Raw genomic sequence first — 22,387 nt, forward strand, 5'->3', positions numbered from 1 at the left:
AATCCCATCGTACATTCGCTGCGTCATGCCGAGGCCGCCCAGTCTTCGAGCGGCAACCCCGCGACACGACTGAATTCGCGACCGTTGTTCGTGACGAGCACCGCACCGGCTGCGATCGCGTGGCCGGCGATCGATGCGTCGTTCGCGCCGATCGGCGTGCCACGTGCGGCGAGGTCGGCGCGAATCGCGGCGGTTGCATCGATCGCCGCGGTATCCCACGCCAGCACGCCGTCCAGCCGCGCGACAAAGCTCGTCACGAGGTCGGCATGCTTCGGCGATGCCTTTCTGCCGACTGCACCGAACCGCATTTCGGCATAGGTCACGGCCGACACGACGATCCGGTGCTGTGCGTCGACGCACGACTGCAACCGCGACAATACCGCGGGCGGCCGCTCGCGCATGATGAACGAACAGATGTTCGTGTCGAGCATGTAGAGCGTGGTCACCGGTTCGACTCCGTCGGCGCATCGGCGTCGCCGGACAGGTCGAAGCGACCGGTTTCGATGACGGCCGGGCGTTCGGCAAGGAAATCGGCATCGGCCAGCGGTTCGTTCGCGAACGACAGCCACGTGGGGCGTACCGGCCGCAACAGCAGCGTATCGCCCTCGCGGCGGATCTCGAGTTCGGTGACGCCCTCGAACTCCATGTCCTTCGGGATGCGGATTGCCTGGTTACGGGCGTTCTTGAAAATGGAAACGGTGCGCATGAGCCACTCCATGGGAGTACGATGCGCCCATTGTAGACATATGCTGGCATATGTCTACAATGGGCGGAATGCGAATCCGCCACTGCGTCCCACGCTGTCGAGGATGTCTGATTCATGCTGCCGGCCTGTCGTCGATGAGAGGAGCGATCCATTCTTCATGACGCAGGCCACGCGGTCCATATACCGGACGGCCAATGCATGCGCATCCCAAGGTCGCGCACACCGTCGCACCGACGCTGTGCGCCGCCCCCGTCATGGCAACCGGAAAGTGTCAAAGAACGTATCGCGCTCGATCACGGTGAGCGCCGCGCGCTTGTGCGGGAAATCGAACTCCTTCAGCGTGTAGAACCCGAGCCGATGCATGTACGCGATATGCCGCACGTGGTCGACGCGCGGCTCGCCGACGAGCCGCTGCGTACGCGGTTCGTCGACGAACATGTAGTGCAGCACCCCGCTCCACCACGCATGCAGCTTGCCGGCGCTCTGGAAACGCGAGTCGCCGATCAGCAGGTGCAGCCCGCGATCGTAGTCGTGCGCATCGTAGAACGGCGCGAGGCGGTCCTCCTTCGCCCAGTAGAACTCGAAATAGCCGAACGGCGTGTCGTCGAAATAGCCGATCGTCGGGTGCATGTGCGGGTCGGCGAGCCGTTCGGCGAGATACGCCGCATGCTCGTCGCGCGTGCCGCGCTGGTCCCAGAAATGCGCGACACGATCGAGGTTCATCCACGTGCTGAACAGGTCCGCGTGCGCGTCGATGTCGACGGTGCGCAGGCTGAACGTCATGCCGACCTGCGGCATCGCGCGGGCATAAATCTCGCCGGCCGGCGACGGCGGCCGCACCGGATGCCGATGGCCGTTCGTGATCGCGTAGCGCAGCGGCATCCCGCCCGATGCGGGCGCCTTCAGCCACGGCCGCGGATTCTGCCAGAACGTCGTGCGCGACACGGTGAGCCGCAGCGTGTCGCCCGCGACCTGCGCGCCGTCGATCACGCCTTCGCGCACCGCACGCGCGACGTACGATGCCACGGCCGCCGCATCGGCGCCGCCGAGCGGCACCGAGATCGTCGCCGCATCGTGCCGCGTGTCGGTGTTGAACAGTGCGACGAAGGTCGCGAGCAGCGCGTCCGGCGCGTCGTCGGGTCGCCATGCGTCGAGCGCATGCTCGACGACGGCCGCCGCCTGCCCGTGCGCGGCGCCGTCGAGCGCCGCGGCCACTTCACCTTCGACGGCGTCGGCCGCGCCGGCCGGTTTCGTCAGCGTGTCCTGCATCACAATGCTCCCGCGTCGTGGCGATCGGCGAGCACGTGCAGCCCGCGTTCGAGCGCCGGAAACAGGCTGCGCTGAAAGTTGTTCCAGCGCAGTTCGAGAATCGTGTCGTCCGGCGCGATCGGCGTGTCGAGCACGTCGCAGATCACCTCGCCGGAATCGATACCGTTGTCGACGTAGTGGAACGACGCGCCCGTCATCGTCACGGGTTCGACCGACGACGTCGCACCGGTGGCCCAGTCGACCCGTTCGCCGCGCGCGCCGTGCAGCGCATCGAGCGTCGCCCACGCGCCGCGCCGCTGGTACGGCGAATCGTCGGCGGTGATGCCGGGATGGATGTTCGCGATACGGCGATGAAAGCGCGCGCCGGGTCGCACGAGCTCGTCGAGGATCACGAGCAGTCCGTCGAGCACGACCACGTCGGCGTCGAGTTCGAGCAGCCGCTCGAGCAGGCGGCGCTCGAACGCCTGCTTGCCCGTCACGCGTTCGCGTGCGTCGCGCGGCAGCCGCCGGTACGTCGACGCGATCGTGCAGAACAGATCGTCGACCGGCCGGCCCTGCACGGTCAGCCCGTCGGGCAGGATCCACGGGCGGCCCGGCGTGCGCTTGAACCCGTAGTCGGCGACCTTCGCGCGGTCGGCCGGCGAGCCTTCGTCGTCGTCGACGATCACGCCCGCGAGCGTGTAGCGCTCGCCGAGCGGCGAGTCGTTCAGGCGCTCGACGAGGAATTCGAGCGGCGCCTTCATGTAGCGCGTGCCGCCCCGGTAAGCGACGGGCTGGCCGGCGCGATCGGCCGCGCCGTTGCGCAGCGACTGGATGTAGACGAGATTTTTCTTCGGCATGGAGGCGTCGTGGAAAAAAGCGGACGAAGGCGCCGCGGCCTGCTCGGGCCGGCCACGAAGGCCGGCTGGCGCGGGGCGGCGCGCGACGTCACCAGTTGTATTTCGCGGTCGCGATCACCGTGCGGTCGGTCCCGAAAATGCAGACGTTCGTCGATTGGCAACCGCTGATGTAATGGCGATTGAACAGGTTTGTCCCGTTCACGGCGAAGCGCCAGTTACGCATGTCGTAATGCAGGCCCGCATCGAACAGCGTGACGCTCGATACCGTCAGCGAGTTGTCGGCCGCACCGGCCGACGCGCTCTGGTAGCGAATGCCGCCACCGAGGCCGAAGCCCGCGAGCGGCCCCGTGTGCCACGTCCAGTCGGTCCACAGCGACGCCATCTGGCGCGGACGCGGAATGTCGACCGGCCAGTTGTTCAGTGTGTTGTCGTTCGCCTTGATGACCTTCACATCCTGGTAGACATACGACGCGACCACCGACAGGTTCGGCGTGACCTTGCCGGTCGCGCTCAGTTCGATCCCGCGCGAGCGCACCTCGCCCGACTGCACCGACTTCGTACCGTCCGGGTCCTGGCTCGGCAGCGCCGGCGTGATCCCGTTGGTCTGGTTGATCTGGTAGATCGCCGCGTTCAACATCAGGTTCTTGCCGGGCGGCTGCCAGCGCAGGCCGGCCTCGATCTGCTTGCCGCGCGTCGGCTGCGGCAGCCCGCCGCCGAGCAGGTTCACGCCGATCAGCGGATTGAACGACGTCGCGTAGCTGATGTATGGCGACAGCCCGTAATCGCCCTGGTACGTGAGGCCGACGCGGCCGGTGAACGCCGTGACGTCCGCCTTCGTCGACGTGCCGGCCGCGCGGTCGTCCATCCGCATGTTGACCCAGTCCTCGCGGCCGCCGAGCGTCAGCGTCCAGCGATTCCATTTGATCTGGTCCTGCGCGTACAGGCCGAACGTGTTCATCGTCGTGTACGTGTTGGTGCGACCGGTCGTCTCCGGATTCGAGAACACGCTCGTGGTCACTGGCGTATAGACGGGGTTGTAGATGTTCAGCGGCGGCGCGGCGGCAACCCATTCGCTGTCGGTCGCGGTCTGGCGGTTGTACTGGAAGCCGAGCAGCAGCGTGTGCTGGAGCGGCCCCGTCGCGAAACGACCCTCGAGGTTGTTGTCGATGTCGAAGCGGCTGTAGTTCATCTGAAACACGCCCGCCCAGCGCGACACGTCGGTCGTGCTGCCGTCGACGAAGCCGTTGCCCCACACCGAACCGTTGTCGAGCGACAGGTGCATCAGGCGCGTGTTCTGACGGAACGTCCAGGCCGGCGTCAGGTTGCGCTCGAACTGGTAACCGACCGACCACTGCTTCTTGCGGTAGTAGTTGAAGTTGCCGTCGCCTTCGTAGATGTCCTTGTCGATCTGGCCGTTCGGGTTCGGCAGCACCGTGCCCTGCGCCGGCAGAAAGTTCGACGAGATGTCGCCCCAGTCCTGCAGGTAGGTCGCGGACAGCGTCAGCGACGTATCCGCGTCCGGGCGCCAGCGGAACGACGGCGCGAGCGCGACGCGCTGGTCGTTGTTCGGGCCGGTCAGTGCGTTGCCGTCGCGCGCGACGCCGACGAACCGGTACGCATACTTGCCGTCCGGATCGAGCTTGTCGCCGACGTCGATCATGAACTGCTTGCGCGCGTAGTCGCCGATCTGCACGCCCGCTTCGCGCACGCGCTCGCCGTCGGCGAGCTTGGTGTGCACGTCGACGATCGCGCCCGGATCGCCCGCGCCGTACAGCACCGAGGTGGGCCCGCGCAGCACGCTGATGCTGTCGATCATGTACGGATCGACGCGCCAGCTCGCGAGGTTGATCGTGTTCGGCACCTGCAGCCCGTTCACGTAGGCGGTCGGCGTGAAGCCGCGCAGCGCCGCGTACCAGTCGGAGCGGTTGTCCGAACCGTACGACGAGAAGCCCGGCACGTAGCGCAGCGCCGCGTTCACGTCGGTGGCGCCGGTCATCTCGATCTGCTGCGCGGTGACGACGTTGATCGTCTGCGGGATCTCGTCGAGCGGCGTGTCGGTCTTGGTGCCGGTCGTGCTGCGCTTCGCGACGAGCCCGACCGTGCCGTCTCCCGCCGAGGCCGCGTTGACGGTGATCGCCGGCAGCGTGCCGTTTTGCGCGCCCGTCGACGGATTCGCCGTCGCGCCGTTTTGCGCACTGCTGGCCGACGCCGCGGCGCCTGCGTTCACGGCCGGCGCCGTCTGGGCGTAAGCGTGCCCTGCCGCCGCCGTACCGAACGCCACGCTTGCCGCGGCTGCGATCGCACGCAAACGCGTGCCTGTTGCCCACTCCATCTTCTTCTGCTCCACTTTTTCATGCGGTCTCCGACCGCGCCTTTGTCAAAGAGCGAAAGCCATCCGGCCCGCGCTCACCCCGTGTTGATGTCGTTGTTCGTGCACTGCACGGCTCGCGCCGTCGTCTTGCGCGGCCGCGATGCCTTCCTCCAGCGACGCGCAGATCTCGTCCGCGCGGCGCGCCAGCACCGACAGCAGCGTGTCGGACAGCCCGTGGCTGTCTTCGCAGCAGCCTTGCAGGTAGATGCGCGGCGCGAAGTGCTCGGGCGTCGCGAGCAGGTAGTCGCGCGTCACGTCGCCGCGCGCGAGCGCATCGCCCAGATGCGGCGCGAGGCCTTCGAGCAGCGCCGAATGCGTGTCGCGGCGGTAGCCGGTCGCGAGCACGAGCGCGTCGAAGCGCTCGACGCGCGTGGCGCCGCTCAACCGGTCGCGCAACGTCAATTCGATGCGGCCGTCGGCGCTGCGCACCGCGGCCTCGATCGCGCTGTTCGCGAGCAGCGCATGACGCGGTGTGCCGTCGATGCGCTGCAGGTACAGCATTTCGTAGATCTGCTCGATCAGCGGCCGGTCGACCACCGCGTAATTCGTGTCGCGATAACGCTCGAGCAGCGCGCGGCGCGCATCGTGCGGCTGCGCATAGACGACGTCGGTGAATTCGGGGCTGAAGATTTCGTTGACGAACGGGCTGTCGTCGGCCGGCTTCAGCGCGCCCGCGCGCATCACGAGGCTCGCGTCGACGTGCGGGAAGCGGCGCGCGAGATCGACGAACACCTCGGCCGCGCTCTGGCCCGCGCCGATCACCGCGACGCGGCGGCGCTCGCCGTCCGGCGACGCGACCAGCCGGTCGATGTCGGTCAGATACGATGACGAGTGGATCACGCGGTCGCGGCCGAGCGCGGCGAACGCGTCCGGCACCGCCGGCGTGCCGCCGACGCCGACCGACAGCGCGCGCGTCACGCGCTGCCGCTCGTGGCCGGCCGCGTCGCGCGACAGCACGCGCAGTGCGTCGATCTTCGCCCCCTCGCCGCGCACGGGTTCGATCCCGAGCACGGTCTCGCTGTAATGGACGCGATCGTCGAACGCGTCGGCCACCCAGCTCAGGTAGTCGTGGAATTCGACGCGGGTCGGGTAGAAATTCTTCAGGTTGACGAATTCGTTCAGCCGGCCGCGTTCGAACAGGTAGTTGATGAACGTGTAGCGGCTTTTCGGATCGCGCATCGTGACGAGATCCTTCAGAAACGAGATCTGCATCCGGCAGTCGTCGAGCAGCATCCCGCGATGCCAGCCGAATTCCGGCTGGCGCTCGACGAAGCAATGGGCGAGCGTGTGCACGCCGCCGCGCTCCGCGAGGCGCACGGCCAGCGCCAGATTCGACGGCCCGAAGCCCACGCCGATCAGGTCGAATACGGTTTCTCTCTGCATGTCTCAGCTCCCTTGTCGGTGAATCCGGCCCGTCAGACGTGACGGCCGGAGAAGAACGTCTCGCGCAGCGTGCGCATCCACAGCGGCTGTGCGTCGGCCAGCGCGAGACGGCGCTGCCGCGCGAAGCCGTGCCGCGCGAGATGATCGGCAACCCGCGTGTGGCCGGCCGGAACGGCACAGCCGACCGCGTCGGTACGCAGGTCGTCGAGAAACAGGTAATGCACGACGGACGGCAGCCAGCCGGCCACGCGGTGCGGGCCGCGCCAGCGCGGCTCGCCGACCAGCATCCGCAGCCCGCGGTCGTAGTCGCGCGCCGCGACGTGCGGCGCGAGCGCGTCCTCCTTCAGCCAGAACGCCTCGAAATACGCGAACGGCTCGCCGTCGAAGCAGCCGACGAGCGGCGTGACGTGCGGATCGGCTTCCTGCGGGCCTGCCGCGCCGCATGGCGCGGGCCGTGCGCCCGGCCAGCCGTCGCGCACGCGCGGCTCGTCGAACCAGCGCGCGAGCCGTTCGGCGTCCTCCTCCGGCTGCCAGCCGCGCAGCGTGAAGCGCACGCCGAGCGCCGGCAGGTCGCGCGCATAGACGTCGCCGCGCGGCGCGGGCGGCCGGCGCGGGTGACGCCGGCCGTCGGTGATCGTCGGCAGCGTCGCGCACGGCACAAGCGCGCCGACGCGCCACAGGTCGGCCTGTTGCGCCCAGCCGTCGCGCACGCAGCGGCCGCCGTCGGCGAGTACGCCGCTCGCGCGCAGCGCGTCGAGCGCGACCGCCGGCCAGGCCGCCGGGTCGAGCCGGATCGCCGCGTGGCGCGCGCTGTCCGAGAACGCCGCGGCCAGCGCGGCCAGCAGCGCCCGCCGCTGGTCGGCCGGCGCCGCGCGATGGTTGTAGGCGACGAGGCGCAGCGCGCCGTCGTCGCCGAGCTGCGCGCGCAGCAACTGCGCGCCGATCCCGTCGCCGTGCGCGACGCGGATCTCCACGCCGTCGCGCACCGCGAACAGGCCGTCCGCGAACGCGAGGCGGTAGGTATCGAGCATCGTGAATCCGTCCGGACGCACCTCAGCCAGCATGGCGCGCCTCCTGTCCCGTTTCCGCTTGCGCATCGAGCCGCGCGCCGAGCGCCGCGAGCGTCGGCGCCGCGAACACGTCGGCGATCGTCAGCGCGTGACCGGCACGGCTTGCGGCGTCGACGAAGCGCACGACGTCGAACGACGTCGCGCCGGCTTCGAACAGGTCCGCATCGGGCTCGGGGGCGGCCGTCGCGAACGTGTCCGACCACAGCGCGGCGAGCGCGGCAGCGGCACGCGACGGCATCGCGTGGTGCCGCGTCGCGCCGTCGGCGCGTGGGCCGAACGCGACATGCGTGTCCGCGCGCGCATCGGGCGCGCCGAGCGCGGCTTCCGACGCGCCGGCGAAGCGCGCGACTTCGTCGTGATACCGATCGACGAGCCCGTCGACGAAATCGCGCGCGAGCAGTTCGTCCGCATACGAGAACGCGGCGCTCACGCGGCCGTCCGGATGCTCGACGACGTCGAGCTCCAGCGTAAATACGACGCGATGGCGCACGTCGTCGAATTCGGTCAGCGACAGGCCGGCCCAGTCGCGCGCGGCCGCCCCCGTCGGGCGCAGGTAGTTGAACATCACCTGGAACAGCGGATTGGCCTGCGCGGCGCGCGGCGCACGCAGCGCGGCCACGACGTCGGCGAACGGCACGTCGGCATGCGCATACGCGGCGAGCGCCGTGTCGCGCACCTGCGCGAGCACGTCCGCGCGACGGGCGGCCGGGTCGATCCGCGTACGCACGACGACCGAGTTGATGAACAGGCCGAGCGCCGCGCGGGCCGCGTCGCCCGTGAGCTCGCGCGTCGACGCGAGCACGCCGATCGGCTGGTCGGCCGCGCCCGTCGCGCGGAACAGCGCGGTGTTGAGCGCCGCGTGCAGCAGCATCGGCAGCGTGGCGTGCGCGGCCGACGCGGCGTCGCGCGCGGCGCGAATCAGCGGCGCATCGAATTCGAACGCGATACGGGCCGCGCGCCATTGCGGTACGGCCGGCGCGTCGGCACGCTGCGGCAGCACGCGCGACGGCAGATCGGCGAGCGCATCGCGCCAGTACGCGACACGCGCCGGATCGCACGGCGCGGGCAGCACGAGCGGCAAGGTCGACCGCACGGCTTCGGCGGCCGGCTCGGCGCTGCGCCGCACGCGGGCGACATAGCGGGCGCGCACCGCATCGAGCCACAGCTCGATCGACTCGCCATCCGACACGATGTGGTGAATCGTCACCGACAGCACGTGATCGTCCGCACCGAGCCGCAGCACGCGCGCGCGCCACAGCGGCGCGTCGGCCGCGAGGTCGAACGGAGCGAGCGCATCCGCGTCGGTCAGCGCGGCCGCGCGGGCCGGCGCATCGGCGTGGGACGACAGGTCGATCACCGGCAGATCGACGGCGACGTCCGCGTCGATCCGCTGGCCCGGCAGCGCGCCGTCACGGACGACGAGCCGCGCACGCAGCGCCGGATGCACGGCCGCCGCGTCCGAGAACGCCGCGCGCAGTGCGTCGACATCGAGCGGGCCGCGCACGCGCAGCGCGACCGGAATGTTGTACGCGGCGCTGTCCGGTTGCGCGCGCCACAGGAACCACAGGCCGACCTGCGCGGGCGACAGCGGCCATACGCCGTGCGCGTCCGGTTTGACCGCCGCGACGCCCGGCGCCGCGGCGAGCGCATGCGCGGCGCGCGGCGCATCGGCCACCTGCTGCGCGTATTGCGCCAGCACGGGCGCCTCGAACAGCGCACGCACCGGCACGTCGCGGCCGAGCCGTTCGGCCACGCGCGTCGCGACGCGCACGGCCGCGAGCGAATGACCGCCGAGATCGAAGAAGTGATCGCCGCGGCCGACGCGCTCCAGACTCAGCACGTCGCACCAGATCGCCGCGAGCGCGGCTTCGTCGCCGTCGTGCGGCGCCTCGTACGCCCGTTCGACACGCACGGGCGCCGGCAACCTCGCGCGGTCGACCTTGCTGTTCGCGTTGCGCGGCAGCGCGTCGAGCACGATCAGTTGCGCGGGCACCATGTAGTCGGGCAGCGTGCGGCGCAGGTGCGCGTCGAGCGTCGCGGCTTCGACCGGCTGCGCGGCTGCCTGCGCGTCGGCGGTCAGTTCGACGTACGCGACGAGTTGCGCGAGCGCGCCCTGCCCGTGCACGACCGCGCAGGCTTCGCGCACTGCGTCGTGCGCGGCGAGCTGCGCTTCGATTTCGCCGAGTTCGATGCGCAGGCCGCGCAGCTTCACCTGGTGATCGACGCGGCCGATGAAATCGAATACGCCGTCCGCGCGGCGCCGCACGAGGTCGCCGGTCCGGTACAGCCGCGCGCCCGGCGCGCCGTACGGATCCGGCACGAAACGCTCGGCCGTCAGCGCCGGGCGGTCGAGGTAGCCGCGTGCGACGCCGATCCCCTCGCCGCCCAGATACAGTTCGCCGATCACGCCGACCGGCAGCGGATGCAGTCGCGCGTCGAGCACGTGCGCGGTGCGCGCGCCGACCAGCGTGCCGATCGGCAGATACGCGGCGTCGCCGAGCTTCGCGAGATCGTCGCCGGGACGGAACATCCACAGCGTCGGCGTGATGACCGTTTCGGTCGGGCCGTAGCCGTTGACCACGCGCACGTTCGGCAGCGCACGGCGCAACATCGCGAACGCCTCGCGCGACGTGGCCTCGCCGCCGACGGTCAGCGAGCGCAGTGTCGGCGGCGCGCCGTGCGCGAGCGCCCATTCGGCGAGCTGTGCCGCGCAGCCGGGCGGCACGTAGGTCATCGTCACGCCGTCGCGGATCATCATCGCGCAGGTCTGCGCGGGCGGCCACAGCACGTCGGCCGTCACCGACACGGCGGCGCCCGACATGTATTGCGAAAACCAGCCTTCGTGCGCACCGTCGAAATTGACCGACTGGAACAGCAGGAACACGTCGTTCTCGCCCGCGCCGTAACGCTCAGCGATCGCCGCGCAATGCCGCGCGAACGACGCGTGGTCGACGATCACGCCTTTCGGCTTGCCGGTCGAGCCCGACGTATAGATCGCATAGGCCGCGTGGCCGGGCAGCACGTCCGGCAACGCGACGTGCGCGGCTTCGTCGAGCGCATCGATCGCATCGGCGCGCCACACGCGCAGCGCCGGCAGTTCGGGCAGCGACGCGGCGCTCGCGGCGTCGGTCAGCACGTGCGCGATGTTCGCGTCGCCGACGATCTGCGCCAGCCGTTCGCGCGGGTGAGCCGGGTCGAGCGGCACGAACGCGGCACCCGACTTCAGCACCGCGATCAGCGCGACGAGCAGGTCGACCGAGCGCTGCAGCGCGACGCCCACGCGCATCTCGGGCCGCACGCCGGCCGCCACCAGATGGCGCGCCAGGCGCGCCGCGCGGGCATCGACTTCGCCGCGGGTCAATGCCCGATCGACATCGGCGACGCCGCGTGCGTCGGGCCGCGCGTGCGCATGCGCGGCGATGCGCGCATGCACCGGCACGAACGGCTCGGCAGCGGTCGCGCCGGCCGGCGCGTTCCATGCGAAGAGCTGCGCGCGTTCGTCGGCAGGCAGCCAGTCGAGATCGCCGATCGGTATGTCGGGGAGCGCGAGCGCATCGGTCAGCAGCGTGACGAAGCGCGCGGCCAGCCGTTCGATCGCATCGGCGTCGAACAGGTCGAGCGCGTAGATGAAGGCAGCGTCGAAGGTGCCGTCCGGCGTCGCTTCGACGGACAGCGTCAGGTCGAATTTCGCGGACGGCGTGCCCGACGGCAGCAATGCGGCCGACGCCGCGCCGAATGCCGGCAGCGCGCGGCGTTCGCCGTACGCGGCCATCACCTGGAACAGCGGATGGTGGCTTGCGCTGCGCGGCACGCCGAGCGCGTCGACCACCTGCTCGAACGGCACGTCCTGGTGCATCTGCGCATCGACGAGCGCGCGCTGCGTCCGCGCGACCAGCGACGAGAAATCGCCGTGCGCGGGCACGTCGACGTCGATCGCGAGCGTGTTGACGAAGAAGCCGATCAGGCCGGCGACTTCCGCGCGCTCGCGGTTCGCGGCCGGCACGCCGACGCAGATCCGTGCGTCGCCGGTCGCGCGCGCCAGCAGCGCGTCGAGCGCCGCGAGCAGCACCGCGAACGGGGTCGCGCCGGACGCGGCCGCGAACGCGCGCAACCGCGCGCCGATGCGCGCGTCGAGCGAAAACACATGACGCGCGCCGCGCGCACTGCGCCGCGCCGGCCGCGCGGCCGCGCCGGGCAGCGTCAGCACGCCGCGCTGCGGATCGAGCCGCTCGCGCCAGAACGCGAGCTGACGGTCGCGCTCGCCGGCGTCGAGCCAGCGGCGTTGCCACAGCGCGTAGTCGGCATACTGGATCGGCAGCGGCGCGAGCGGCACCGGCGCGCCCGACGCATACGCGCGATAGAACGCCGCGAGTTCGTCCAGCATCACGCCCGACGACCAGCCGTCCGACACGATGTGATGCACGGTGAGAGCGAGCCAGTGATGCGTCGCGTCGAAGCGAATCAGATGCGCGCGCACGAGCGGCGCCGCGCCGAGATCGAACGGTTCGGCCTCGTCGGCCGTCGCGAGCGCTTGCGCGCGCGGCACGCGCTGCGCATCCGGCAACGCGTCGAGATCGGTTTCGCGCCACGGGCAGCGCAACGGCGCGTGGATCGTTTGCGCGACGCCGTCCTGCGCTTCGTCGAAGGTCGTGCGCAGCGCCTCGTGGCGCGCAATCAGCGCATCGCAGGCGAGACGCAGCGCATGCACGTCGAGCGGGCCGGTCAGCGCGAGGCGCTCGGTGATGTGGTACGCGTCCGGCGCATCGATCAGCCGCGCGTGCAGCCACAGACGCGTCTGCGCGAACGACGCCGGCACGCGGTCGCTGCGCGGCGTGCGCGGCGGGATCGGCAGCACGCGGAAGTCGATGCCGGCCGCGCCGAGCTTGTCGATGAAGACCGCGCGCTGCGCATCGGGCAGTTGCGCGAAACGCGTCGCGAGCGCGAGCCAGTCGGGTTGAACCTTCGTCATCCGTCGTCCTTATTGGGTTTCCAGTTCGCCGAGCAGCGCGTCGATCGCGCTTGCCGCATCGGTTGCGCCGCGTGCCGCGCAAGCCGCGTCGATCGCTTGCGCGCAGCGCGCCAGCGTGCGCGTGTCGAACAGCGTGCGCAGCGGCAGCGCGAGCCCCCAATGCAGGTTGGCCTGCGCGTGGGCCTGCGTCGCGAGCAGCGAGTGGCCGCCGAGCAGGAAGAAATCGCCGTCGCGGCCGATCGCGTCCACGTGCAGCACGCGCTGCCAGATTGCCGCGAGCGCACGTTCGGTATCGGTCGCGAGTTCGATGGCTTCGGTCGCTTCACGCACCGGCGCGGGCAGCGCATGGCGGTCGCACTTGCCGTTCGGCGTGACGGGCAAGGCATCGAGTTCGATCAGCTGCGACGGCACCATGTACGCCGGCAGTTGCGCACGCAGCGCATCGAGCAACGCCGCGCGGTCGAGCGGACCCGCGTCGCCGCGGGCGACGTAGCCGATCAGCTGCTCGTCGCGCACGATCACGACCGCGTCGTTGACGCCCGGCGCCGCGCGCAGCAGCGCCTCGATCTCGCCCGGCTCGATTCGCTGGCCGCGCAGCTTCACCTGCGCGTCGACGCGGCCGAGGTAGTCGAGCGCGCCGTCCGCGCGCCGGCGTGCGAGGTCGCCGGTGCGGTACATGCGGCCCCCCGGCACGAACGGGTCGGGCACGAAGCGCTCGGCGGTCAGCGCCGGACGGCCGAGATAGCCGCGTGCGAGGCCCGCGCCCGCGAGATACAGCTCGCCGGTCGCGCCGGCCGGCACCGGCTGCCACGCGGCATCGAGCACGTGCAGTTGCAGGTTCGCGATCGGATGGCCGATCGGCACCGCGGCCGCACGCGCGTCGTCGGGGCCGCAGGTCCAGTGCGACACGTCGATCGCGGCTTCGGTCGGCCCGTACAGGTTCACGAGCGTCGCGTTCGGCAAGAGGCGCGCCATCTTCGCGACGAGTTCGGGCGCCAGCGCCTCCCCGCTCGCGACGATCAGGCGCACGCTGTCGCATTGCGCGGCGGCTGAGAAATCGTCGAGATAGGCGGCGAACGCCGCGAGCATCGACGGCACGAAATGCAGCACCGTCACGCCGTGCGCGTGGATCGCGGCGGCCAGACGCGCCGGATCGCGGTGGTCGCCCGGCGCCGCGATCGCGAGCTTCGCGCCGATCGCGAGCGGCCACACGAATTCCCACACCGACACGTCGAAGCCGAACGGCGTCTTGTGCAGCACGACGTCGTCGCGCGTCAGCCGGTACGCGTGCTGCATCCACGCGATCCGGTTCGCGAGCGCGCCGTGCGTGTTGCCGGCGCCCTTCGGCTTGCCGGTCGAGCCGGACGTGTAGATCAGGTACGCGAGCTGCGCGTCGTCGATCGCGGCGGCGTCATCGTCGGTATCGCCCGCCCCGTCGGCCAGCAGTTCCGCGACCGTCAGCAGTTGCGTCCCGGCGCCCTCGCCCAGCGCGGCCTCGACCCGTTCGCGCAGATGCGCCTGCGTGATCGCGACGGCCGGCCGCGCGTCGCGCAGCAGGTACGCGATGCGCTCGGCCGGATAGTCGGGATCGACCGGCAGATACGCGGCGCCGGCCTTCAGCACGCCGACGAGCGCCATCACCATGTCGAACGAGCGCTCGACGCACAGCGCGACCGGCGTATCGGGCTGCACGCCGCGCCGGCGCAGTGCGGCGGCGATGCGCGACGTCGCGGCGTCGAGTTCGCGATAGGTCGCGCGCTGCACATGGCCGTGAGCGTCCGCGTATTCGAGCGCGGTCGCGTCGGGCGTCGCCCGTGCCGCGTCGCCGAATTGCAGGTGCAGCGGCTGCCGTCGTTCCACCGGCCAGGTCCGCGCGGTGTCCTGCGCGCGCGTCAGCGCATCGCGGGTCGCATCGTCGGCGATCGACAGCGTGCCGAGCCGCGCGTCGGGCGTCCGGGCCAGCGCATCGAGCGCGCAGGCGAAGGCGCGGTGCCAGGTCTCGACCTGACGCGCGTCGATGCGCGCGGCGTCGTAGCCGTAGTCGATCGTCAGTTCGACGCCGGTTTCGATCACGAGCGTCAGCGCGAAATCGGTCGCTTCGATGCTGCGTACGCCGCTCAACGCCAGCCCGCGCGGATCGGCATCGCGCGCGGTGTCGTCCACCGGATAGTTCTCGAATACGACGAGCGTATCGAACAGTGCGCCGCCCGCCCCGCGCGCCCAGCGCTGGATGTCGGCGAGCGGCGTGTGCGCGTGTTCGGCGGCGGCCGCGTTCTCGCGTTGCAGCGTGTGCAGCCAGTCGGCCGCCCGTTGCTGCGGCGCCGGCGCGGTGATCACCGGCAGCGTGTTGATGAAAAGACCGAGCACCGAGTCGACGTCCGCGAGCGCATCGGGACGGCCCGCGACGGTCGCGCCGAACGCGACGGCCGGCTGGTGCGTCATCCGCTGCAGCGCGAGCGCCCATGCGCCCTGCACCAGCGTGTTGACGGTCAGTTTCAACGCGCGGGCGGTCTGCGCGACGCGCATCGTCGTGTCGGCATCGAGCGTCGCGCGCCACGTGACCATCTCGGCATCCGCGCGGTCGGCCGTGCGTTCCGCGATCAGCGTGGGCGCATCGAGCCGCGCCAGGCGCTCGGTCCAGAAGCGCTCGTCGGCGTTGCGCTCGCGCGTGCCGAGCCACGCGATGAAGTCGCGATAGCGCAGCGCCGGACGGCTCGCGAACGGCGACACGGCGTCGGGGTCGCGGTAGTCGCGCAGCACGTCGGCGAGCAGGCGCGCGGTGCTCCAACCGTCGAGCAGCACGTGGTGACGCGTCCATACGACGCGCCATGCGTCGTCCGTCACGCGGATCAGCGTGAGCCGCATCAGCGGCGGCTCGCGCCAGTCGAAGCCGCGTGCGCGATCGGCCGCGAGCCACGCGTCGAAATCGGCGTCGAGCGTGTCGCCGCGCGTGCGCCAGTCGAGCTGCTCGACCGGCATGCGCGCGTGACGATGCACGCACTGCAGCGGCGCGGCTTCGTCGGGCATCACGCTCGTGCGCAGGATGTCGTGACGCGCGACGGATGCGTCGAACGCGGCCGCGAGCCGGTCGGCGTCGAGCGCCGTTGCGGTCGCGACGAGCTGGTTCACGTAGCTCGCGTGGCCTGGCGCGAACAGCGCATGGAACAGGATGCCCTGCTGCATCGGCGACAGCGGATACACGTCGTCGATCGCGCGCCAGTCGAGCGGTGCGCGCTCGATCGCGGCCTGCGTGAGACCGGCCGCCTGCGCGAGCGGGAAATCGCCCGGCGTCGCGCCGGCGCCGCGATGCGCGACGCGCGACGCGCAGGCATCGACGAGTTCGCGCAGCGCGAGCGCGAAACGTTCGGCGAACGCGTCGATCGTCGCGCGTTCGAATTGCGGCGCACCGTAGACCCAGTGAACCTTCAGCGTGCGCGCGCCGTCGCCGTCCGCGTCGAGGTACGCATGGATCGCGAGCGTATTGCCGAGCGGGCCCTGCGGGTCGCGCTCGACGCCGGTGCCGCCGAAACGCGGGACGAGCATCGCATCGCGCGGCGCGTCGAACTGGCCGAGATAGTTGAACGTGACGCGCGGGCGCGGCACGGCGGCCAGCGTTGCGCGCGTCGCCGCATCGCCATGGTGCGCGAGCACGCCGAAGCCGAGCCCCTTGTGCGGCACCGCGCGCAGCGTGTCCTTGACCGCGCACAGCGTGTCGCGGGCCGTCGCTTCGACCGGCAGCGTCACCGGGTAATGACTCGTCAGCCAGCCGATCGTGCGGCTGGCATCCGCGTCGTCGAACAGCGCTTCGCGGCCGTGTCCTTCCAGTTCGACCCGGCACGATGCGGCGCCGCGCGCGCCGGCCAGCGCCAGCGCGAGCGCCGCGCCGAGCAGCTCGATCGTCTGCGTGCGATAGGCCGCGTGCGCGTCGGTCAGCGCGGCGCGGGTCAATCCCGCGTCGATCGTCTGCACGACGACGGCCGCGTCGGCGTTCGTCGCCGCTGCGTCGGGATGATCGGGCACGATGTCGTCGCCCTGCGCCATGCCGGCCCAGTAGGCGGCTTCGGCGGCGAACGGCGACGCCGGTTCCGTTGCGGCGCGGGCGAGCCGTGCGGCCCACACGTCCGCGCGCAGGCCCGGTTGCGGCAGGCGGATCGACGTGCGCTCGCATGCGGCGCGATAAGCGGTGTCCAGGTCGTCGAGCAGGATTCGCCACGACACGCCGTCGACGATCGCATGGTGAATCGCGAGATAGAGCCGCGTCGAACCGTCCGGCAGTCGTGCCGCGCACGCGCACGCGAGCGGCCCGCTGCCGAGGTCGAGACGGCGTTGCAGCGCGTCGAAACGCGCCAGCGCGTCGGCTTCATCGCTGGCGGCGACTTCGACGAACGGCAGCGCGTCGTACGGCTTCGCCGCATCGCTCGCGTGCCATGTGCCGTCCGCGCCGCGCGCGAAACGCTGACGGAACGCGTCGTGATGCGTGAGCAGCGCGTCGAATGCGCGGGCGAACGCGTCCGCGTCGAACGCGCCGCGCACATCGAACGACACCGCCTGGTTCCAGTGGCCGCGGTGCGGGATATCGAGCGCGAAGAAGCGTTGTTGCGCGGGCGTCAGGATCGACGTGGCAGCCGGCAGCGCGACGGCAGTCGCGTCTGCGCTTGCAGGCCGGGCGGCGATGGCCGTGTCGTCCGTTTTCGCGATGCGTGCGAGTTCGGCGACGGTCGGCCCGTCGAACAGCTGCTTCGGCGTGAAGCGCACGCCGCGCTTGCGCGCACGGGCGATCACCTGCAGCACGAGGATCGAATCGCCGCCGAGTTCGAAGAAATTGTCGTCGCGGCCGACTTTCGGCGCCTTCAGCACGGCCTGCCAGACATCGGCGAGCACCGTTTCGACCGCGCCCTGCGGCGCGTCGCCGGACGCGACCGCGACCGGCACGGCCGCCCGCTCGCGCAATGCCGCGCGATCGATCTTGCCGTTCGCCGTCACGGGCAGGCGTGCAAGCGCGACGAACTGCGCGGGCACCATGTAGTCGGGCAGCGTCGCGGCGAGCGCGGCGCGCATCGCGGCCTCGTCGAATGTCGCGCCGTCGCGCATCACGACGAACGTCGCGAGCCGCAGGCGGCCATCGTGCTCGATCGCGAGCGTTTCGGCCTGCGCGATCGGGCCGGCCGCGCGCACGGCCGCACTCACCTCGCCCGGCTCGACGCGGTAGCCGCGAATCTTCACCTGGTCGTCGATACGGCCGAGGAAGACGAGGCGGCCGTCCGCGCGCAACCGCACGCGGTCGCCCGTGCGATACAGCCGCGCGCCGGGCGTGAACGGATCGGGCACGAAGCGCTCGGCGGTTTGCGCGGGGCGTCCGAGATAGCCGCGTGCGACGCCCGGCCCGCCCAGATACAGCTCGCCCGTCGCGCCGGCCGGCACGCACGCGCCGAACGCATCGAGCACCAGCGCGCGCGCATTCGGCAGCGGCACGCCGAGCGGCACGCCGCTCGCGGGATCGCGCGCGCCGGCGGCGATCGAGGCCGTGTCGCATGCGATCGCGCCGACCGTCGCTTCGGTCGGCCCGTAATGGTTGATCACGCGGCAGGCCGGTGCGAGCGCGGCCAGCCGCGCGACCAGCGCCCACGTGAGCGTTTCGCCGCCCGTGACGAGCGCGTGGCGCGGCAGCACGTCGGCCGGCGCGCGCGCCTCGAGCAGCGCCTGTAGGTGGCTCGGCACGATCTTCAGCACGCCGATGTCGCGACCGCGCATTTCATCGGCGAACAGATCCGGATCGAACGCGCACGCGGCCGGCAGCAGGTGCAGCGTACGGCCCGCGCACAACGCGCCGAACAGCGTCGTGTGGCCGAGATCGGCCGCGACGGTCGACACCATCGCGAACGACGCGTCGGGTGCGAACGCGAGTTCGTCGAGCATCCCCTGCACGTAGTCGGCCAGCGCGCCGTGCGAGACGACGACGCCCTTCGGCGCGCCGGTCGAGCCCGACGTATAGATCAGGTACGCACCCTGTTCCGGGTGCGGCGCGACGCGCACGCCGGCCGCATGGGCGAGCGTCGCGTCCTGCACGAGCGCGTCGACGTCGAGCGGCTGCGCGTCGAGGCCGGCCGGCCACGCAGCCGGCTCCGCGACGAGCGCCCAGCGCGCGCCGCAGTCGGCCGCCGCGGCGGCGAGTCGCGCGGCCGGCTGCGCGGGATCGAGCAGCACGGCCAGCGCGCCGGCTTTCAGCGCGCCGAGCAGACCGACGACGAAACGCGCCGAGCGCTCGATGCAGACGACGACGGCCGCTTCGGCGGCGACGCCGCGTTGCGCCAACGCCCGCGCGATGCGGTTCGATGCGTCGTCGAGCTCGGCGAACGTCAGCGATGCCGATGCGTCGGAAAGCGCGATGCGATGCGGATACGCGGCCGCCTGCCGGGCGAATGCGGCGACGACGTCGGCATGCTCGACTTGCAGCGCACGGCCGTCGCGCGGCTGGCGCGTCGCGGCCGAAGCATCGCACGGTAGCGTGGCGGTCGTGTGCTGCGGATCGCGCGCGGCCGCGCCGACGAGCGCCGCATAGCTGTCGAGCCATGCACGCGCGGTATCGGCGTCGATGCAGTCGGTCGCATAGGCCGCGACCAGTTCGATCCCGTTCGCGTCGTCGGTGAAATCCAGCGCGAAGTCGAAGCGCGCGGCGAGATCGGGCCCCGGCGTCGCGACCGCCGTCGCGCCCGGCAGCACGCTGTCGTGCCGTGCGTCGAACTGCTGCGCGAACTTCACCCGCAGCCATTCGTCGCCGCGCTTGACGGGCGGTTTCACGGCGTCGACGACGCGCTCGAACGGCACGTCCTGGTGCGCGACCGCGTCGAGCGCCGCGGTGCGCGCCGCGTCGACGAGCGCGCGGAACGGCAGCGTCGGCGCCACGCGTACGCGCAGCGCGACCGTATTCAGGAAAAGCCCCAGCAACGCACGCGTTTCGGGGCGCTGGCGATGCGCGACCGGCACCGCGACGACGACGTCCGTTTCGCCGGTCAGGCGCGACAGCCACGCGTCGAGCGCGGCCAGCAGCACCGTGAAGACGGTGGCCCGTGCGTCGCGTGCGAGCTGCCGCACGTCGGCCGCGACCGCGTCGGGCAGGCGCACCGACACGCGCGCGCCGTGCAGCGTGCGTACCGCGCCCGGCTGGCGGTCGACCGGCAGCGCGAGCGGGCCCGGCACGTCGCGCAACGCGCCGCGCCAGTAGTCGAGCTGGCGCGCGCCCTCGCCGTCGGCCAGCATGTCGCGCTGCCAAGCCGCGTAGTCGGAATACTGGATCGGCAAGTCGGGCAGCGACGGCTCGCGGCCTTCGGCATACGCGCGGTACGCAGCCGACAGTTCGTCGAACGCGCAGCGCGAGCTCCAGCCGTCGGTGATCGCGTGATGCGCGGTCAGCAGCAGGCGGTGACGATCGTCGGCAAGCGCGATCAGCGTCGCGCGCAGCAGCGGACCGCGCGCGAGGTCGAACGGCTCGGCCGCGTCGCGCTCGGCGAGACGGGCGGCTTGCGCGTCGCGGGCGGCCGGCGGCTGGTCGCGCAGGTCGACCGCGGCGATCGACACCGGCAGATGCGTATGAATCCGCTGCATCACGACACCGTCGTCGTTGTCGACGAGCGTCGTGCGCCAGGCTTCGTGACGGCCGATCACGTGATCGAGCGCGCGCTGCAGCGCGTCGCGGTCGAGCACGCCGTCGATCGTCCAGTGTGCGGCGATGTGATACGCGGCGCTCGCGTCGCGCGTTTGCGCGAGCACCCAGAAACGTTGCTGCGCGAGCGATGCCGCACGGTCGACGTGCGGCGCACCCGCAGCGACCGCATCGGCCGCCGCACGGCGCGCGGCAATTGCGGCCACCGGTTCGCCGGTCTCGCGTTCCGCCCGGTCGAGCGTTTCGGCCAGTTCGGCGAGCGCCGGATCGGCGAACAGCGTATCGAGCCGCAGATTCACGCGCACGGTGGCGCGGATCGCGGCCTGCAACTGCATCGCGGCGAGCGAATCGGCGCCCAGCGCGAAGAAGCGATCGTCGCGCGACGGCGCGACGTCGAGGCCCAGCAGCGTCTGCCAGAGGCCCGCGATCTGCCGCTCGGTCGGCGTGCGCGGCGCATCGCCCACGGCTTGCGCCGTGTCGCGCGCGGCGGCGATCCGCTCGCGCAGCGCGGCACGGTCGAGCTTGCCGTTCAGCGTGTACGGCAGCGCATCGCAACGCACGAACCGATGCGGCTGCCACGCGGCCGGCAAGTGCGCGGCCACGTGCGCCTTCAATGCGGCATCGTCGGCCGCCGCGCGCAGCGCGACGCACGCGATCAGCCGCGTCGGCCCATTGGCGGTTTCGGCCACCACGGCCGCGTCGGTCACGGCCGGGTGCGCGCGCAGGCATGCGGCGATTTCCGCCGGCTCCACGCGCACGCCGCGCACCTGAACCTGATCGTCGAGGCGGCCGAGATAGTCGAAAGCGCCGTCGTCGCGCAGGCGTGCGAGGTCGCCGGTGCGATAGACGCGCACACCGGGTTCGCCGTGCGCATCGGGAATGAAACGTTCGGCCGTGAGCGCCGCGCGACCGTGATAACCGCGTGCGACACAGACGCCGCCGAGCAGCAGCTCGCCCACGCCATCGGCTGCGGCGCCGTCGATGCGCGCCACGCGCGGGCCGATCGGGCGGCCGATCGGCAGCGACGCATACGCGTCGTCCGCGGCCAGCGCCGGCGTTTCGCCCGGCTCGACCGGCCACAGCATCGGCGAGATCACGGCCTCGGTCGGCCCGTACCCGTTGATCAGGCGGACTGCCGGGAACGTGCGGCGCACGCATTCGAACGCCTGCTGCGGCAGCGCCTCGCCGCCGAACGCGAGTACGCGCAAGGCCGGCGGCACGCCGTCGCGCGCGGCGACGGCCGCGAATTCGCGCAGATACGCGGGCGGAAATGCCGCGACGCTGACCGCTTCGCGCACCATCAACGCATGCGCGGCGTCCGGCGCGAACGGCTGCGGCGGCGCGACGACGATGCCGGCGCCGACCGCGAGTGGCGCGAGCCAGCATTCGTGCGCGGCGTCGAAATTGACCGACGCGAAATGCAGCAGACGGTCGCCCGCCTCGATCGGCAGCGCGGCCGCGAGCGCGTCGCAATGCGCGGCGAGCGGGCCGTGCTCGACGACCACCGCCTTCGGCGTGCCGGTCGAGCCCGACGTATAGATCATGTACGCGGCCGAACGCGGGTGCACGGTCGTCGTATCGTCGTCGAACGCATCGTCCTGCACGACACCCGATACGTCGGCCGTCGCGTCGAACGCGTGTTCGAACGGCGCGCCGAGCGCCGCGCGGCCGGCGGCGTCGACGATGCCGTGCCGCAATTGCGCGTCCTGCACGATCCAGTCGAGGCGTGCGGCCGGATGGCGCGGATCGAGCGGCACGAACACGCCGCCCGCCTTGAGCACGGCCAGCAGCGCGACGAACAGTTCGCACGAACGCTCGACGCACACGCCGACCCGCACCTCGGCGCCGACGCCGGCCGCGCGCAGTTGCCGGGCGAGTTGCGATGCACGTGCGTCGAGCGCACCGCGCGACAGACGCAGGTCGTTCTGGAAAGGCACCGCGATCGCGGGTGCGTCGGGCGCGATGCGCGCCAGTGCGCGGATTCGGTGATGCAGCGCAGTCGGGAAACTCGTCATGTGCGTGAAGTCCTTCGGTCCGGCCGCTTCGGCCAAGTCTCGGGGCCGCTTGGGGCGGCTTCACTGGTGTGACGAACGACGCGGCCGATTTTTTACCGTTTTGAC

9 protein-coding genes are annotated in these 22,387 nt (G+C 71.5%); all 9 read right to left on the bottom strand.

Going from position 1 to position 22,387, the window contains the following annotated elements; all coding sequences use genetic code 11:
• Nucleotides 1-23 precede the first annotated feature (23 nt).
• The 9 genes from WS96_RS03455 to WS96_RS03495 all read right to left on the bottom strand — a co-directional run bounded on the left by WS96_RS03455 (nucleotide 24) and on the right by WS96_RS03495 (nucleotide 22,282).
• Nucleotides 24-446 carry a PIN domain-containing protein gene (locus WS96_RS03455; RefSeq protein ID WP_059830690.1) on the bottom strand — a complete coding sequence of 141 codons (423 nt, stop codon included), beginning with the start codon at nucleotides 444-446 and terminating at the stop codon, nucleotides 24-26.
• Nucleotides 443-706 (bottom strand): type II toxin-antitoxin system VapB family antitoxin, encoded by a 264-nt coding sequence (gene vapB, locus WS96_RS03460; RefSeq protein ID WP_059830907.1) that lies wholly within the window; start codon nucleotides 704-706, stop codon nucleotides 443-445. Before vapB ends, WS96_RS03455 begins: the two co-directional genes overlap by 4 nt.
• Before the next feature lie 252 nt (nucleotides 707-958).
• Entirely contained in the window at nucleotides 959-1,975 is a 1,017-nt protein-coding gene (locus tag WS96_RS03465; RefSeq protein ID WP_059830693.1) for a GNAT family N-acetyltransferase, read from the bottom strand.
• Nucleotides 1,975-2,814 carry a formyltransferase family protein gene (locus WS96_RS03470; RefSeq protein ID WP_059830695.1) on the bottom strand — a complete coding sequence of 280 codons (840 nt, stop codon included), beginning with the start codon at nucleotides 2,812-2,814 and terminating at the stop codon, nucleotides 1,975-1,977. Before WS96_RS03470 ends, WS96_RS03465 begins: the two co-directional genes overlap by 1 nt.
• A gap of 88 nt (nucleotides 2,815-2,902) precedes the next feature.
• Nucleotides 2,903-5,146: a TonB-dependent siderophore receptor gene (locus tag WS96_RS03475; RefSeq protein WP_059830909.1), complete on the bottom strand. Its 2,244-nt coding sequence runs from the start codon at nucleotides 5,144-5,146 to the stop codon at nucleotides 2,903-2,905.
• A gap of 45 nt (nucleotides 5,147-5,191) precedes the next feature.
• A complete protein-coding gene (locus WS96_RS03480; RefSeq protein WP_059830697.1) occupies nucleotides 5,192-6,568 on the bottom strand; it encodes a lysine N(6)-hydroxylase/L-ornithine N(5)-oxygenase family protein in 1,377 nt (458 codons plus the stop codon).
• Between the two features lie 32 nt (nucleotides 6,569-6,600).
• Nucleotides 6,601-7,632, bottom strand: coding sequence for a GNAT family N-acetyltransferase (locus WS96_RS03485; protein ID WP_059830699.1), 1,032 nt, complete (start codon nucleotides 7,630-7,632; stop codon nucleotides 6,601-6,603).
• Complete coding sequence (locus tag WS96_RS03490; protein WP_059830701.1) at nucleotides 7,622-12,607, bottom strand: non-ribosomal peptide synthetase; 4,986 nt, start codon at nucleotides 12,605-12,607, stop codon at nucleotides 7,622-7,624. The genes WS96_RS03485 and WS96_RS03490 overlap by 11 nt, the downstream gene beginning before the upstream one ends.
• A gap of 9 nt (nucleotides 12,608-12,616) precedes the next feature.
• Nucleotides 12,617-22,282, bottom strand: coding sequence for a non-ribosomal peptide synthetase (locus WS96_RS03495; RefSeq protein ID WP_059830910.1), 9,666 nt, complete (start codon nucleotides 22,280-22,282; stop codon nucleotides 12,617-12,619).
• Between the last annotated feature and the right edge of the window lie 105 nt (nucleotides 22,283-22,387).

This window comes from Burkholderia sp. MSMB1835, from assembly GCF_001526365.1.
Lineage (GTDB): Bacteria > Pseudomonadota > Gammaproteobacteria > Burkholderiales > Burkholderiaceae > Burkholderia.

Coding starts and splice junctions, on each gene's coding strand:
- WS96_RS03485 (WP_059830699.1), bottom strand. CDS start 7,632: ATGCTGGCTGAGGTGCGTCCGGACGGATTCACGATGCTCGATACCTAC.
- WS96_RS03490 (WP_059830701.1), bottom strand. CDS start 12,607: ATGACGAAGGTTCAACCCGACTGGCTCGCGCTCGCGACGCGTTTCGCG.
- WS96_RS03475 (WP_059830909.1), bottom strand. CDS start 5,146: ATGGAGTGGGCAACAGGCACGCGTTTGCGTGCGATCGCAGCCGCGGCA.
- WS96_RS03470 (WP_059830695.1), bottom strand. CDS start 2,814: ATGCCGAAGAAAAATCTCGTCTACATCCAGTCGCTGCGCAACGGCGCG.
- WS96_RS03495 (WP_059830910.1), bottom strand. CDS start 22,282: ATGACGAGTTTCCCGACTGCGCTGCATCACCGAATCCGCGCACTGGCG.
- WS96_RS03480 (WP_059830697.1), bottom strand. CDS start 6,568: ATGCAGAGAGAAACCGTATTCGACCTGATCGGCGTGGGCTTCGGGCCG.
- WS96_RS03465 (WP_059830693.1), bottom strand. CDS start 1,975: ATGCAGGACACGCTGACGAAACCGGCCGGCGCGGCCGACGCCGTCGAA.
- vapB (WP_059830907.1), bottom strand. CDS start 706: ATGCGCACCGTTTCCATTTTCAAGAACGCCCGTAACCAGGCAATCCGC.